This is a genomic window from Ruminococcus sp. XPD3002 (assembly GCA_900119535.1).
Taxonomy (GTDB): domain Bacteria; phylum Bacillota; class Clostridia; order Oscillospirales; family Ruminococcaceae; genus Ruminococcus; species Ruminococcus flavefaciens_H.
The window spans coordinates 139,103-152,779 of record FPJT01000006.1 but is presented as its reverse complement, the minus strand read 5'-3'; the positions used below and the strand labels follow the sequence as shown (position 1 = coordinate 152,779).

General features: G+C 46.6%; 15 protein-coding genes. All 15 read left to right on the top strand.

The window, feature by feature from the left end; genetic code table 11:
• Nucleotides 1–2 precede the first annotated feature (2 nt).
• Nucleotides 3–4,337, top strand: coding sequence for a PolC-type DNA polymerase III (locus BT127_RS07200; protein ID WP_139275463.1), 4,335 nt, complete (start codon nucleotides 3–5; stop codon nucleotides 4,335–4,337).
• Between the two features lie 91 nt (nucleotides 4,338–4,428).
• Complete coding sequence (hisZ, locus tag BT127_RS07195; protein ID WP_075424351.1) at nucleotides 4,429–5,625, top strand: ATP phosphoribosyltransferase regulatory subunit; 1,197 nt, start codon at nucleotides 4,429–4,431, stop codon at nucleotides 5,623–5,625.
• Nucleotides 5,622–6,251 (top strand): ATP phosphoribosyltransferase, encoded by a 630-nt coding sequence (gene hisG, locus BT127_RS07190; protein WP_075424350.1) that lies wholly within the window; start codon nucleotides 5,622–5,624, stop codon nucleotides 6,249–6,251. Before hisZ ends, hisG begins: the two co-directional genes overlap by 4 nt.
• On the top strand, nucleotides 6,251–7,537 hold the full coding sequence (gene hisD, locus BT127_RS07185) for a histidinol dehydrogenase (protein ID WP_075424349.1): 1,287 nt from the start codon (nucleotides 6,251–6,253) through the stop codon (nucleotides 7,535–7,537). Before hisG ends, hisD begins: the two co-directional genes overlap by 1 nt.
• A gap of 1 nt (nucleotide 7,538) precedes the next feature.
• Nucleotides 7,539–7,847, top strand: coding sequence for a hypothetical protein (locus BT127_RS07180; protein WP_075424348.1), 309 nt, complete (start codon nucleotides 7,539–7,541; stop codon nucleotides 7,845–7,847).
• A 33-nt stretch (nucleotides 7,848–7,880) separates the two neighbouring features.
• Nucleotides 7,881–8,939 (top strand): histidinol-phosphate transaminase, encoded by a 1,059-nt coding sequence (gene hisC, locus BT127_RS07175; RefSeq protein WP_075424414.1) that lies wholly within the window; start codon nucleotides 7,881–7,883, stop codon nucleotides 8,937–8,939.
• Nucleotide 8,940: 1 nt separating this feature from the next.
• On the top strand, nucleotides 8,941–9,525 hold the full coding sequence (gene hisB, locus BT127_RS07170) for an imidazoleglycerol-phosphate dehydratase HisB (protein ID WP_075424413.1): 585 nt from the start codon (nucleotides 8,941–8,943) through the stop codon (nucleotides 9,523–9,525).
• Nucleotides 9,525–10,130, top strand: a complete 606-nt coding sequence (hisH, locus tag BT127_RS07165; protein WP_075424347.1) for an imidazole glycerol phosphate synthase subunit HisH — start codon at nucleotides 9,525–9,527, stop codon at nucleotides 10,128–10,130. Before hisB ends, hisH begins: the two co-directional genes overlap by 1 nt.
• Before the next feature lie 34 nt (nucleotides 10,131–10,164).
• Complete coding sequence (locus BT127_RS07160) at nucleotides 10,165–10,401, top strand: hypothetical protein (RefSeq protein WP_075424346.1); 237 nt, start codon at nucleotides 10,165–10,167, stop codon at nucleotides 10,399–10,401.
• Between the two features lie 82 nt (nucleotides 10,402–10,483).
• Complete coding sequence (locus BT127_RS07155) at nucleotides 10,484–11,170, top strand: tyrosine-protein phosphatase (protein ID WP_075424345.1); 687 nt, start codon at nucleotides 10,484–10,486, stop codon at nucleotides 11,168–11,170.
• A gap of 12 nt (nucleotides 11,171–11,182) precedes the next feature.
• Nucleotides 11,183–11,908: a 1-(5-phosphoribosyl)-5-[(5-phosphoribosylamino)methylideneamino]imidazole-4-carboxamide isomerase gene (gene hisA / locus BT127_RS07150; RefSeq protein WP_075424344.1), complete on the top strand. Its 726-nt coding sequence runs from the start codon at nucleotides 11,183–11,185 to the stop codon at nucleotides 11,906–11,908.
• A 1-nt stretch (nucleotide 11,909) separates the two neighbouring features.
• Nucleotides 11,910–12,104 carry a hypothetical protein gene (locus BT127_RS07145; RefSeq protein WP_075424343.1) on the top strand — a complete coding sequence of 65 codons (195 nt, stop codon included), beginning with the start codon at nucleotides 11,910–11,912 and terminating at the stop codon, nucleotides 12,102–12,104.
• 13 nt (nucleotides 12,105–12,117) lie between these two features.
• Nucleotides 12,118–12,873, top strand: coding sequence for an imidazole glycerol phosphate synthase subunit HisF (gene hisF / locus BT127_RS07140; protein WP_075424342.1), 756 nt, complete (start codon nucleotides 12,118–12,120; stop codon nucleotides 12,871–12,873).
• 5 nt (nucleotides 12,874–12,878) lie between these two features.
• A complete protein-coding gene (locus BT127_RS07135; protein ID WP_075424341.1) occupies nucleotides 12,879–13,280 on the top strand; it encodes a cytidine deaminase family protein in 402 nt (133 codons plus the stop codon).
• Nucleotides 13,273–13,674 (top strand): GNAT family N-acetyltransferase, encoded by a 402-nt coding sequence (locus tag BT127_RS07130; RefSeq protein ID WP_075424340.1) that lies wholly within the window; start codon nucleotides 13,273–13,275, stop codon nucleotides 13,672–13,674. Before BT127_RS07135 ends, BT127_RS07130 begins: the two co-directional genes overlap by 8 nt.
• The last annotated feature ends 3 nt before the right edge of the window (nucleotides 13,675–13,677 follow it).

Here is a 13,677-nt window from a genome sequence, read left to right as displayed (position 1 = left end):
AGATGAATATAAATATTGCAGAATTTCTTAAAGAATATACCTCCGAGCTTCCCGAAGCGGTAAGAAGCGGTGAGGTCTATAAGATCACGTATTCCAACGACCTTAAGAATATTGCGTTTTTTGCATTGTTCCCTGCGGTTATACCCGCAGAGGACATCTTTTCTTTTGAAAAGCTCATGGAGACTACTCTGCAGGTGGATAATATAAGACTTCATCCGCGCTATCCTGCTGAGGCCTTCGGACTTTCCTGCTGTGAAGCTCTTCTGAAATTGCTGAAGCGTCAGGTATCGGTGGTCAACGGTTTTCTTGACGATTCCGAAATAAGGATAAAGGAAGGCGAAATGGAGATCTCACTGAAACACGGCGGAAGGGACATTCTTGAACGCTATGATTTCTGTACAAAGCTTTCCCAGATGATATACAATCAGTTCGGAGTAAGCGTAAAGGTTAGACTGGAAGGCGGCGAACCACTTTCATCAACTGAATTCGAGCAGATGGTAGAGGATATAATGGCGGATATGCCTGATTACAGCAATCAGCTCATTCCCGAAAAGACTCCCGAGGAGCTGAAGCGTGAGGAGGCGGCTGCTTCCGTACCTACAAAGGCAGTTGATATCGGTTCACTGAATACGGAGTTTGACGCAGAGTCCGCTGAGATAATCAAGGGCAAGGCAATACGTGAAAAGCCGTCGGCAATTTCCGATGCTGTACAGATGCTGGGACAGAAAACAGTTGTTATAGGTGACGTTTTCGCCGTTGAAGTTAAAGAACTGAGAAATGACAAGACCGTTATAACCTACAGCATCACAGATTACAGCGGTTCACTCCTTGTGAAGCTGTTTGCAAAGACAAGTGACGAGGATGAGGTATCTAAGTATTCGGGCATCAAGAAGGGCGCAACTATCCTTGTTAACGGCAAAATAGACTATGATAATTTCGCACATGATATTACCATCAGTCCAATGTCGCTCATCAAGGTAAAGAGAATACCCAAAATGGACAACTACCCCGAAAAGCGTGTAGAGCTTCACTGTCACACCAACATGTCCGCAATGGACGCTGTTACCGATCCCGTTACCATGATAACCCGTGCCGCTGACTGGGGACATCAGGCAATTGCTATTACAGACCACGGATGCGTACAGGCATTTCCCGACTGTATGTACAATATGCCAAAGAACTTCAAGGTCATATACGGTATGGAGGCTTATGTAGTCAACGATATCGACCGTGAAATGATACTTAAAGAGCCTGACGACAGAGGCTTCGACGAGGAAGTTATAGTATTCGACGTAGAAACAACAGGTCTCAGCTTCGCAAATGACAGGCTTACGGAGATAGGTGCGGTCAAGCTGAAGAACCTTCAGGTAGTGGACAGCTTCAATACAAAGGTCAATCCGAAAATGCATATCTCCGAGCATATCACAGAGCTTACGGGAATAAGCGATGCGGACGTTGCAAATGCTCCCGAAGAGGGGGAAGCTATCCGCATGTTCATGGAGTTCTGCGGAGATTCTCCGATACTCATTGCGCACAATGCAAGCTTCGATACAACTATGATAAACGAGGCGTGTAAGAGACAGGAGATAGATTTCAGCTATAACTGGCTTGATACATTGATAATGTGTCAGGCTATGCTCCCTGAAATGGGAAGACATAAGCTGAATCTTGTAGCCAAGAACCTTAAGCTCGGAAAGTTCGACCACCACCGTGCATCCGATGATGCACTCATGCTTGCGAAGATATACATAGAGCTGGTAGGAAGGCTGAAAAGTGACAGAGGCTTTACCAATCTCAATCAGATAAACGAACTGGTAGGGGAGATAGACGTAAAGAAGCTCAAGTCCTACCACCAGATAATCCTCGTAAGAAATCAGGCAGGACTTAAAAACCTTTATCGTCTTGTATCCTACAGTAACCTGGATTACTTCTATAAAAAGCCGCTTATACCGAAGTCGGTGCTGGTTGAGCGCCGTGAGGGACTTATCTACGGAAGTGCCTGCGAAGCAGGAGAACTATTCCAGGCGATAGTTGCAAAGCGTCCCACCGAGTATATCGAGAACCTCGCCAAGTTCTACGACTATCTGGAGATACAGCCTATCTGCAACAACGAGTTCATGGTACGTGACGGCGTTGCAAAGGATGACGAGGATCTGAGAAACTATAACAGGTACATAATCGAACTGGGAGAGAGACTCAACATTCCCGTATGTGCTACCTGCGACGTACATTTCATTGATCCCAAGGATGCTATTTACCGTAAGATAATCCTTACCACAATGGGATTCAAGGATGCCGAAAATCAGGCTCCGCTCTATCTGCGCACTACCGAGGAGATGATGAAAGAGTTCGCATATCTCGGAGAGGACAAGGCAAAGGAAGTTGTAATAACTAATACTAATGCCATTGCAGATATGATAGAGATAGTAAGACCTATCCCGAAGGGCACCTTTACTCCGACTATCGACGGAGCTGAGGAAGAGCTTGTAAAAATAACCCACGATAAGGCGCACGAGATATACGGAGATCCGCTCCCCGAGCTGGTAGAGAAGCGCCTTGACAGAGAGCTTGGCTCTATTATAAAGCACGGATTCTCGGTTCTTTATATCATCGCACAGAAGCTCGTGTGGAACTCGGTGGATAACGGCTACCTTGTAGGTTCACGAGGCTCGGTCGGTTCATCCTTCGTAGCTTCTATGGCAGGAATCTCCGAGGTTAATCCGCTTCCTCCCCACTACATCTGTCCGAATCACGAGTGCAAGTACAGCGAGTTCCTGCTGGACGGTAAATACGGCTCAGGCTTTGACCTTCCGCCTAAGAAGTGTCCAAAGTGCGGAACTGAGATGCTCCGTGACGGTCACGATATCCCGTTCGAGACCTTCCTTGGCTTCGATGGCGACAAAGCGCCTGATATCGACCTTAACTTCTCGGGCGAGTACCAGTTCTGGGCTCACCGCTATACAGAACAGCTATTCGGTAAGGCGAACGTTTTCAAGGCGGGTACTATCTCCGCCGTTGCTGACAAGACCGCTTACGGCTATGTAAAGAAGTACTGCGAGGAAAACGGCATAACGCTCAATAATGCCGAAATGAACCGACTTGCTATCGGATGCACTGGTATCAAGCGTACAACAGGTCAGCACCCCGGAGGAATGGTCGTTGTGCCTTCGGACTACGAGGTTTACGATTTCACTCCCGTTCAGCACCCTGCGGATTCGCCTGATTCTGAGGTAATAACAACCCACTTCGACTTCAATTCCCTCCACGATACTATACTTAAGCTGGACGAGCTGGGACATGTGGTGCCTACACTCTATAAGCACCTTGAGGACCTTACAGGAATTAAGATAAAGGATGTTCCCACATCTGATCCTGATGTTATCCGTATGTGTACCAACTGCGATGTACTGGGAGTTACTCCTGAGGAGATATACTGCAAGACAGGTTCACTGGGTATCCCTGAAATGGGTACCGGATTCACAATACAGATGCTTCTGGACGCTAAGCCGACCAAATTCAGCGACTTCCTGCAGATTTCGGGACTTTCCCACGGTACAGACGTTTGGCTGGGCAACGCAAAGGATCTTATCGACCAGGGTGTATGCACTATTTCAGAGGTTATCGGTACCCGTGACTCTATCATGACATATCTGCTTTACAAGGGTGTTGAGCCGAAAATGGCGTTCCAGATAATGGAGTGGACACGTAAGGGAAAAGCGCCGAAGCAGTTCACTCCCGAGATAATACAGATGCTTCTTGACCATAATGTACCGCAGTGGTACGTCGACAGCTGTCTTAAGATAAAGTACATGTTCCCGAAGGCTCATGCTGCCGCATACGTTATCGCTGCAATCAAGCTGGGCTGGTTCAAGCTTCATAAACCGCTGGAATACTACTCCACTTACTTCTCTGTACGTGGTGAGGACTTCGATGCGGAGCTGGCTGTAAAGGGTATAGGCGCAGTAAGAGCGCGTATCGAGGAGCTTCGTGAGCTTGGAAACGACCGCTCCAAGAAGGAAAACGACCTTTACGATATCCTTCTTATCACCAATGAGATGCTGTCGAGAGGATACGAGTTCCTGCCAATAGACCTGTTTAAATCCCATGCAGTGGACTATCTCCCCGAGGACGGCAAACTCAGGATACCTTTCTCGGCGATGCCGGGAGTAGGTGACAACGCCGCACAGGGCATATACGAGGCGGCACAGAAGGGCGGATTCATATCAATAGAGGAGTTCCAGCAGATAAGCGGAGCGTCAAAAACAACAATTGATATGTTGAAAACCATAGGAGCATTCGGTGATTTACCCGAATCTTCACAGATGTCGTTCTTTTGACTTGACTTTTTTATGGTAATATGTTATCATATTATCATGTTAGCAGACTAAAGTGTTTGCGTAAATATATCGTTCTTACAGGAGGATGAATATGAGAAATTATGATCTTATAACTCCCGAGGGTACTAAAGATCTCCTTTTCGGAGAGTGTATCATCAGGAGAAAAATTGAAAATACACTTCTTGAACTCTTTAAAAGCCGCGGATACAGCGAAATGATAACTCCGGGACTTGAATTCTATGACGTGTTCAACCTTAATTCACGTTACTTCCCACAGGAGAACCTCTACAAGCTCACAGACAGCAAGGGACGTCTCCTTGTAATGCGTCCTGATTCAACAATGCCTATTGCAAGAGTAGTTGCAACAAGACTCCGTGATGCAGTACTTCCTCTTAAGCTCTGCTATGACCAGACCGTATACCGTACAGAGCCTGCACTCAAAGGCAGAAGCGACGAGATAGTACAGACAGGTATCGAACTTATCGGTTCACAGCTTAAGATAGCTGACCTTGAAGTAATTTCAACAGCCGTAGACTCCATGAAGGCTTTAGGTATGGAGTTCTCCCTTGAGATCGGACATATCGGTATTTTCAAGGAGCTTGTGGGACGTCTTGAAGCCACAGACAAGGAAAAGGAGCGCATCCGCAAGCTCATCGAGAACAAGAACTTCCCTGCACTCAATGACCTTCTTGACACATTCGGTTCTAACCATATAACTGATGCCCTTAAGAAGCTCCCTGCACTTTTCGGCGGTGCAGAGGTATTCGAGAAGGCTGAGGAACTCATGCCTGATGAGAATATCAAGCGACTTCTTGACGAGCTTCGTGAGATATACGAGGATGCAGCAGAGCTTTGCGGCAATGACGGCAATATTACCGTTGATCTTGGACTCGTAAACAAGACCGACTACTATACAGGTCTCATTATAAAGGGCTACCTTGAGGGACACGGTGACGAAGTCATCTCAGGCGGAAGATATGATAAGCTCATATCTGAATTCGGCTATGACATCCCTGCTATCGGCTTCGCAGTAAACGTAAACGCAATTTGCAAGGTAGTTGAAAAGAGCGGTATTTTCCCTGCTGTACCTTCTCCCGATGCAATAGTATTCGCAGAGAGCGGATGCGAGGTAGAGGCACTGAGAACTGCTCAGGAGCTTCGTGAACAGGGCGAGGTAGTTGAAATGGCACTCTTTGACGATCTTGAATCCGTAAGAGAGTACGCAAAGGAAAGAAAGATAGGCAAGGTAGTAGTTATAGACGGTGAAAACGAGGAGGAAGAAGCATGAGCAAACCTATTAGAATAGCTCTTACAAAGGGCAGACTTGAAAAGGATACTGTCGGACTTCTCGAAAAGCTCGGCTTCGACTGTACAGCAGTACGTGAAAAGGGCAGAAAGCTTATACTTCCCGTACCAGATGCTAACCTTGAGGTTGTACTTGCAAAGGCAAACGACGTTATAACATACGTTGAGCACGGCGTGTGCGATATGGGCGTAGTCGGCAAGGATACCATTATGGAGATGAAGGGCAAGTTCTTCGAGCTTGTGGACCTCGGTTTCGGACGCTGTAAATTTGCTCTTGCTACCAAGAAGGGTTACGATTTCTACAGCGGATACGGCATCAAGACAATTGCGACAAAGTATCCGAACGTTGCAAGAAGCTTCTTTGAGAAGAAGGGCATGGATACAGAGATAATCAAGATAGAGGGTTCTGTTGAGCTTGCACCGCTTCTTGAACTGGCTGACGGTATAGTTGATATCGTTGAGACTGGTACTACGCTCAAAGAGAACGGACTTGAAGTTATCGAGGATGTAGCACCTATCTCCGCAAGACTGATAGTAAATACAGTAAGCCTGAAAATGCGTCAGGCAGAGATAGAGAAACTTATTAAGCTGATAGAGGAGAATCTGTAATGAAGAAGATATATGCAAACGGTAAAGATGAAATAGCATTCCTTAATGAACTCAGCAAGCGCGCAGGCGAGACAAACAAGCGTGTTACCGAGACAGTTTCAGCTATCATCGAGGATGTAAAGGAGAACGGTGACGAGGCTGTTAAGAACTATACACTTAAGTTCGACGGCAACCTTCCTAAGTATTACGAAGTTCCCCGTGATGTCATCAACGATGCAATGACTGATGCTGATCCCGAGTTCATAAACGCACTCCTTAACGCTCAGGAGAATATAGCTGATTTCCACAACAGACAGAAGGAACAGGGCTTCATCAACGCTAAGGACAACGGAGTTATCCTCGGTCAGCGTGTAAGAGGTCTTGAAAGAGTTGGTCTTTACGTACCGGGCGGTACGGCAGCATATCCTTCAAGCGTACTTATGAATGCTATCCCTGCAAAGATAGCAGGAGTTAAAGAGATAATAATGGTAACTCCTCCTCTTAAGGACGGAACTCCAAACAAGGATATACTCGTAGCAGCGGCTATCTGCGGAGTGGACAGAGTGTTCATGGCAGGCGGCGCACAGGCTATTGCTGCACTTGCTTACGGTACTGATGAGATACCGAAGTGCGACAAGATAGTAGGTCCGGGAAATATCTACGTTGCAACTGCAAAGAAGCTGCTTTACGGAGTAGTTGACATTGACATGATAGCAGGACCAAGTGAGATACTTGTAATTGCCGACGATACAGCAGAGCCGAAGTTCGCAGCAGCCGACCTTATGTCACAGGCTGAGCACGACGTACTTGCATCCGCTATTATGGTAACAACAAGCGAGAAGCTTGCAGACGCTACACTTAAGGAGATAGACCGTCAGAAGGAGTATCTCTCACGTAAGGAAATAATCGAGAAGTCGCTTAACGATTTCGGTGTGATAATCATTGCAGACAGCCGTGAAAAGTGCGTAGAACTTGCGAATAAGATCGCTCCCGAGCACCTTGAGGTACTTATGGAGAATCCATTCGAGCTTCTTGGTTCACTGGACAATGCAGGATCGATCTTCCTGGGACACTATGCTTCCGAGCCTCTCGGTGACTACTTTGCAGGTCCTAACCACGTTCTTCCTACAAGCGGCACTGCACGTTTCTTCTCACCTCTTGGCGTAGCAAGCTTCACAAAGCGTACAAGCTACACATACTACACAGAAGATGCTCTCCGTCAGGCTAAGGACGATATCGTTCTAATTGCCGAAAGAGAGGGACTTACAGCACACGCTAATGCTATAAAGGTAAGATTCGAGGACTGATATGAAGGACGATAAAAAAGCTTTCATCAAAAAGCTGATACCTTATGCAGTGCCTGCGTTACTTATACTGATCGCACTGCCGAGTGTCACAAACGGCTTATTTTACATCCTTTTCATTCTTTTTCAGGCAGCACTGATCGTCTATGCCCTGAAACGCGAGGAGTGGTCCGAAGAGCACCAGAATATCGAATGGATATACAAGGTAGTCATGATATTCGATACGATACTTGCAATACTGATGCTCATAGTAATTATTTCCCTGTGCATAATGTCACTCACCGGCGGTAACGTTTTTCCGCCTCAGCACTGAAATCTACATTAAGGAGCGATAAATATGAGTTCCATGAATAAATGGGAGGATAATGTCCGCAGGGTAGTACCCTATGTTCCGGGCGAACAGCCTAAGGAAAGCGGAGTTATCAAGCTTAATACAAATGAGAATCCCTATCCGCCTTCACCTATGGTTGAAGCGGCTTTAAGGGACTTCGATACAGCAAAGCTCAGACTTTACCCTGATACAGAGGCTAAGGTGCTTGTAAAGGAGCTTTCAGCACATTACAGCGTCCCCGAGGATCAGATCTTCGTGGGAGTAGGTTCGGACGATGTACTGTCAATGGCTTTCATGACATTTTTCAACTCGGATAAGCCGATATTCTTCCCTGATATAACCTACTCGTTTTACGATGTGTGGGCTGAACTCCACCGTATACCATATGAGACCAAACCTCTGAGGGACGATTTTACTATCGATCCGAAGGACTACATGGGCGGTAACGGCGGTATAATCTTCCCGAATCCGAATGCTCCCACAGGTATTGAGGAGAGTCTCGAAATGATAGAGGAAGTGCTTAAGGCGAATCCCGATGTAGTTGTCATGATAGATGAGGCTTATGTGGATTTCGGCTGCAAAAGCTGTCTTCCGCTTATAGACAAGTACGATAACCTGCTTGTTATACAGACCTTCTCAAAATCACGCTCAATGGCAGGAATTCGCATCGGTTATGCAATGGGAAGCAAGAAGCTGATACAGTACCTTAATGACGTGAAGTTCTCCTTCAACTCATACACCATGAACTGGCTCACACAGGAGCTTGGTGCGGCGGCTGTAAGGGACGACGAATACTTCCGCAGGACTATAAATGATATAATCGAAACAAGAGAATACTCGAAGAAGCGTCTCAGCGAACTGGGATTCAGCTTCGGCGACTCAAAGAGCAATTTCATTTTCGCAAGATCTGATAAGAAGTCCGCAGAGTATATTTTCACTGAACTCAAAAAGCGAAAGATATTCGTAAGGTTCTGGAACAAGCCGAGAATAAGCGAATATCTCCGCATTACTATCGGTACAAGAGAACAGATGGACAGTTTGTTCAAGGCGCTGGAGGAAATACTCAATGATTGATATGAAGAGATTCGGAGAAGTAGTCCGCACTACCAAAGAGACAGATATTTCGGCAAAAGTTGACATAGACGGCAAGGGCAGAGCTGACATTGACACAGGCATAGGCTTCTTTGACCATATGCTAACAGCTCTTTCCGTACACAGCGGCATCAGTATGACTATCAAGGTGAAGGGTGACCTTTACGTTGACTGTCACCACACTATCGAGGACACAGGTATCGCCCTGGGACAGGCTTTAGGTCAGGCACTCGGGGCAAAGTCGGGCATTGTACGCTACGGCACAGCCTACATCCCTATGGATGAGTCGCTTGCTATGGCAAGTCTGGACCTCAGCAACCGTCCGTTTCTTGTATTCAACTGCGAATTCACCAACCAGTCCTGCGGACAGTATGATCTCTGCATGACTGAGGAGTTTTTTCGTGCATTTGCCTTTAATTCGGGCATGACACTGCATATCAACCTGCTTTACGGTTCAAACGATCACCACAAGGCAGAGGCGGTATACAAGGCAGTCGCTCACGCACTGAAAACCGCAGTTACCCTTAATTCGGACGGTTCAACTCTTTCAACGAAAGGAGTTCTCTGATGATAGCGATAATCGATTACGGCGCAGGAAATATTTTCAGCGTTAAAAACGCACTGGACCACCTGGGACTGGAAAGCAGTCTCGTTTCGGATGCAGAGTCGGTAAAGTCCGCAGATGCAGTTATACTTCCGGGAGTGGGTGCATTCCCTGCGGCTATGAAAAAGCTCGAAGCTACGGGACTTATCGACACCATAAAGGAAGAAGCTGCAAGAAAGCCGTTCCTTGGTATCTGTCTCGGAATGCAGCTCATCTTCGAGAAGGGCTATGAGTTTGAGGAGACTGACGGTCTCGGACTTATCGGCGGTTCTGTAATAAAAATGGAAGAACCGGACCTTATAATCCCTCACATGGGCTGGAACAAGCTGGAAAAGCTCAACGACTGTCCGCTTCTTGAAAATATAGGCGACAACGAGTATGTTTACTTCGTTCACTCCTACAAGGCTGACTGCGATGACAGCAATATCGCCGCATACAGCGAATACGGCGGACGTGTTCCGGCACTGGTGTACAACGGAAAGTACGTCTACGGCGCACAGTTCCATCCGGAAAAGAGCGGCGAGACAGGTCTGAAGATACTTAAAAGCTTCGGCAATTTAATAAAATAAAAAGAATAAACATGATATAGGAAAGAAATCAGAAATGAATACTAAAAAAGCAGCAATAATCATATCAGGTGTAATTGTAGCAGCAGGTGCAGGCAGATTTCTGTATTGGGACAACGCATATAATTTTACATCAGGCGCTAAAGAAAGAAAGATCAATTCCGACGGTTACTATGCGGATTTGGAGAAATTCAACGGTACAGACAGCTCGGAAAAAACAACGATCTGCGTACAGAGGACGGAAAGATCACGAAATACGGCTATATTGTCATGACGTTCTCAACTGTGTTCGGAATAATCGCTTTTCTGACAGGCAGAGAGGCATATAACAGGTCACATAAATGACGGAGGACATTATGGAACGCAAAAGTCTGCTTACTTGTTCATACAACACAAGGGAACTTGGCGGCATGAGAACGGCTGACGGCAGGGCTACGAAATACGGAGTTATCTGGCGAAGCGATACTCTCAGTACTCCCACAGCGGAGGACGCTGAAAAGCTCCGTGAATTGAATATCACGACAATAATCGATATGCGGACTGAAGTGGAATGTAAGAAGAATCCTGACGGATTTGCTGACATGGACGGCTTTGACTATCATCATTTTCCCATAACCGAGGGAAGCGGAGTTCCCGAAAGTCTTGAAGCTGTACCGTATTCATACATGGATATAGCCACGGCTGAAAATATGCATAATGTGTGGCGGACTATTGCCGAAGCGGAAAGCGGAATTCTTTTTCACTGTACCGCAGGCAAGGACAGAACAGGCGTAGTTTCGGCAATTATCCTCATGGCTTGCGGAGTCGATGAGGAAAGCATAGTCCATGACTATGTGATAAGCCGTGAATACAACAAGGAGCGTCTTGCGGCATTTCTTGCGGCACATCCCGAAGTTGACAAAAATATCGTACTTGCAAACGAAAAGAGCATGAAAGGTTTTATGAAGCTGTTTACCGACCGCTTCGGAACTGTTGATGGCTATTTTGAAGCTATCGGACTTACTGTCGCTCATGCGGATATGATACGGAATAAACTGATTTAAGGAGAAAGTAAAATGATAATTTTCCCTGCAATAGACATTAAGGACGGCAATTGCGTCCGCCTTTTCAAGGGCGATTTCAATACCGTTGAAAAGGTCGCTTCCGACTACCTTGAAACTGCAAGAAGCTTCGAGGCGGCAGGAGCGGAGTGGATACACATGGTCGACCTGGACGGCGCTAAGGAAGGCCGTCCCGTAAACACAAAGATATACACAGACGTTGCCGAGAAGACTGATTTGAAAGTTGAACTGGGCGGCGGTATACGTTCTCTCGATACCATAAGGGAATACCTTGAAATGGGAATAACGAGAGTTATTCTCGGTTCAGTCGCACTTAAAAACCCGAAGCTTGTATGTGACGCTGTTGAGAAATTCGGCAGTGAAAAGATAGTGGTAGGGATAGATGCAATGAATGAAATGGTAGCTACGGAGGGCTGGCTTGAAAGCTCGGACGTCCACTATATCGATCTTGCCAACAAGATGATAGAATCTGGAGTAAAATACTTCATTTTCACCGATATTTCCAAGGACGGAACTCTCTCAGGCGTTAACAGTGAACAGCTGAAAAAGCTTGCGGACGCAACAGAGGGCCGTGCAAATATCGTAGCAAGCGGCGGAGTCCACACAATGGATGATATAGTTGCATGTAAGGAAATGGGACTCTATGGCACTATCTGCGGAAAGTCCATCTACAAGGGCACACTCGACCTCCGAGAAGCCATTGAGTATGCGGTGAAGTGATATGAAAAATGTAAAACCGTCTAAAGCGTGGACGATATCGCTTCTGGTCATAAGTGTCTGCACAATTCTGATAATGGTAAGTTACATAGCAGGTATAGCAGTTCCTGATGCTGTAAAGCGTATCGTAGGAGTGCTGGATATTATAGCATTACCTGTTCTGGCATATACAACGGCAAAGATGTTCAAAGATAAATAAAGGAAGTGAAATAATGCTTGCAAAAAGAATAATCCCGTGCCTTGACGTCAGAAACGGAAAGGTAGTAAAGGGAGTCAATTTTGAAGGAGTCCGTGACGTCGGCGATCCTGTAGAGTGCGCTGAGGAGTACAACAAGCAGGGCGCGGACGAGCTGGTCTTTTACGATATAACAGCTTCGTTCGAGGGACGAGGAGTCTTTCTGGACGTAGTTCGTGATACAGCGAAAAAAGTATTCGTGCCCCTTACAGTAGGCGGTGGAATCAAGACAGTTGACGACATACGTGAGGCACTTCGTGCAGGTGCGGACAAGGTATCCGTAAACTCACAGGCTGTACAGAATCCGCAGCTCATCAAGGACGGTGCGGACATTTTCGGCAGTCAGTGCATATGCGTAGGCATCGACGCCAAGAAGGTAGCCGAGAATAAATGGACCGTCTATATAAACGGCGGACGCAAGGACATGGGGATCGACCTTATCGACTGGGTACACACTATCGAGAAGCTCGGGGCAGGTGAGATATGCCTTAACTCCATCGACGCTGACGGTACCAAGGAAGGATTTGATATCCTGATGCTAAAGGCAGTATGCGATAACTGTTCCATACCTGTCATAGCAAGCGGCGGCGCAGGAAAGATAAACGATTTCTATGAAGTTTTCGAGAAAACAGGAGCAACTGCGGCACTTGCGGCTTCACTTTTCCACTTCAAGGAGCTGACCGTAGGAGAAGTAAAGGACTACTGCCGCGGCAAGGGCGTTATAGTGAGGTAAGTAAAATGGACAGAATATGGAAAGAAATGCACGATGCTGCCGAGGCAGTGCTCAGACCTGTACGTATTTCTGAGTACGTTACAGCAGGGGAGGTCTCTGCGGCTGTACTCAGCAAATCAGGAAAAATATATACGGGAGTCTGTATCGACACCTGTTCAACTCTTGGCATTTGCGCCGAGAGAAATGCGATTTTCAATATGATAACAAACGGTGAGTATGAGATCGACAAATTGCTCTGTATCCCTCCGAATGAGGGAAAAGGTGCTCCCTGCGGAGCCTGCCGTGAGCTTATGGTTCAGCTCATGCCCGAAAACTACAAGGACATCGAGATAATGCTCGATTACAACTCAGGAAAGGTGACAACTCTGGGTAAACTTACTCCCGAGTGGTGGATCGACTATGATTGATTACAGAGACACTCACGATTTCAGCGAAAGAGAGCTTGAAAGACTGTTCCTTTCAGTGGAGTGGTCGTCGGGACATTTCCCCGATAAGCTGAAAATTGCCATGCAGAACTTCAGTACAGTCTACAGCGCATGGGACGGCGAAAAGCTTATCGGTATGATATGTGCAATGGATGACGGCATAATGAATGCCTATGTACACTATCTTCTCGTGGATCCCGAGTATCACGGTCAGACCGTTGGACGTACTCTCGTGGACATGATGAAGGAGCACTACAAGGAATACCTTCGCATTGCTGTCATCGCCTATAATAACGAGATGCACTTCTATGAGAACTGCGGTTTCAAGAAGGCGGATGATGCTTCGCCGATGTTTATAACGTCCCTCTGGACGTAAGGA

What these genes read in the sequence shown, in the direction of transcription:
- BT127_RS07200 (WP_139275463.1), top strand. Translation starts at nt 3, where the DNA reads ATGAATATAAATATTGCAGAATTTCTTAAAGAATATACCTCCGAGCTT.
- hisZ (WP_075424351.1), top strand. Translation starts at nt 4,429, where the DNA reads ATGAGAAATTATGATCTTATAACTCCCGAGGGTACTAAAGATCTCCTT.
- hisG (WP_075424350.1), top strand. Translation starts at nt 5,622, where the DNA reads ATGAGCAAACCTATTAGAATAGCTCTTACAAAGGGCAGACTTGAAAAG.
- hisD (WP_075424349.1), top strand. Translation starts at nt 6,251, where the DNA reads ATGAAGAAGATATATGCAAACGGTAAAGATGAAATAGCATTCCTTAAT.
- BT127_RS07180 (WP_075424348.1), top strand. Translation starts at nt 7,539, where the DNA reads ATGAAGGACGATAAAAAAGCTTTCATCAAAAAGCTGATACCTTATGCA.
- hisC (WP_075424414.1), top strand. Translation starts at nt 7,881, where the DNA reads ATGAATAAATGGGAGGATAATGTCCGCAGGGTAGTACCCTATGTTCCG.
- hisB (WP_075424413.1), top strand. Translation starts at nt 8,941, where the DNA reads ATGAAGAGATTCGGAGAAGTAGTCCGCACTACCAAAGAGACAGATATT.
- hisH (WP_075424347.1), top strand. Translation starts at nt 9,525, where the DNA reads ATGATAGCGATAATCGATTACGGCGCAGGAAATATTTTCAGCGTTAAA.
- BT127_RS07160 (WP_075424346.1), top strand. Translation starts at nt 10,165, where the DNA reads ATGAATACTAAAAAAGCAGCAATAATCATATCAGGTGTAATTGTAGCA.
- BT127_RS07155 (WP_075424345.1), top strand. Translation starts at nt 10,484, where the DNA reads ATGGAACGCAAAAGTCTGCTTACTTGTTCATACAACACAAGGGAACTT.
- hisA (WP_075424344.1), top strand. Translation starts at nt 11,183, where the DNA reads ATGATAATTTTCCCTGCAATAGACATTAAGGACGGCAATTGCGTCCGC.
- BT127_RS07145 (WP_075424343.1), top strand. Translation starts at nt 11,910, where the DNA reads ATGAAAAATGTAAAACCGTCTAAAGCGTGGACGATATCGCTTCTGGTC.
- hisF (WP_075424342.1), top strand. Translation starts at nt 12,118, where the DNA reads ATGCTTGCAAAAAGAATAATCCCGTGCCTTGACGTCAGAAACGGAAAG.
- BT127_RS07135 (WP_075424341.1), top strand. Translation starts at nt 12,879, where the DNA reads ATGGACAGAATATGGAAAGAAATGCACGATGCTGCCGAGGCAGTGCTC.
- BT127_RS07130 (WP_075424340.1), top strand. Translation starts at nt 13,273, where the DNA reads ATGATTGATTACAGAGACACTCACGATTTCAGCGAAAGAGAGCTTGAA.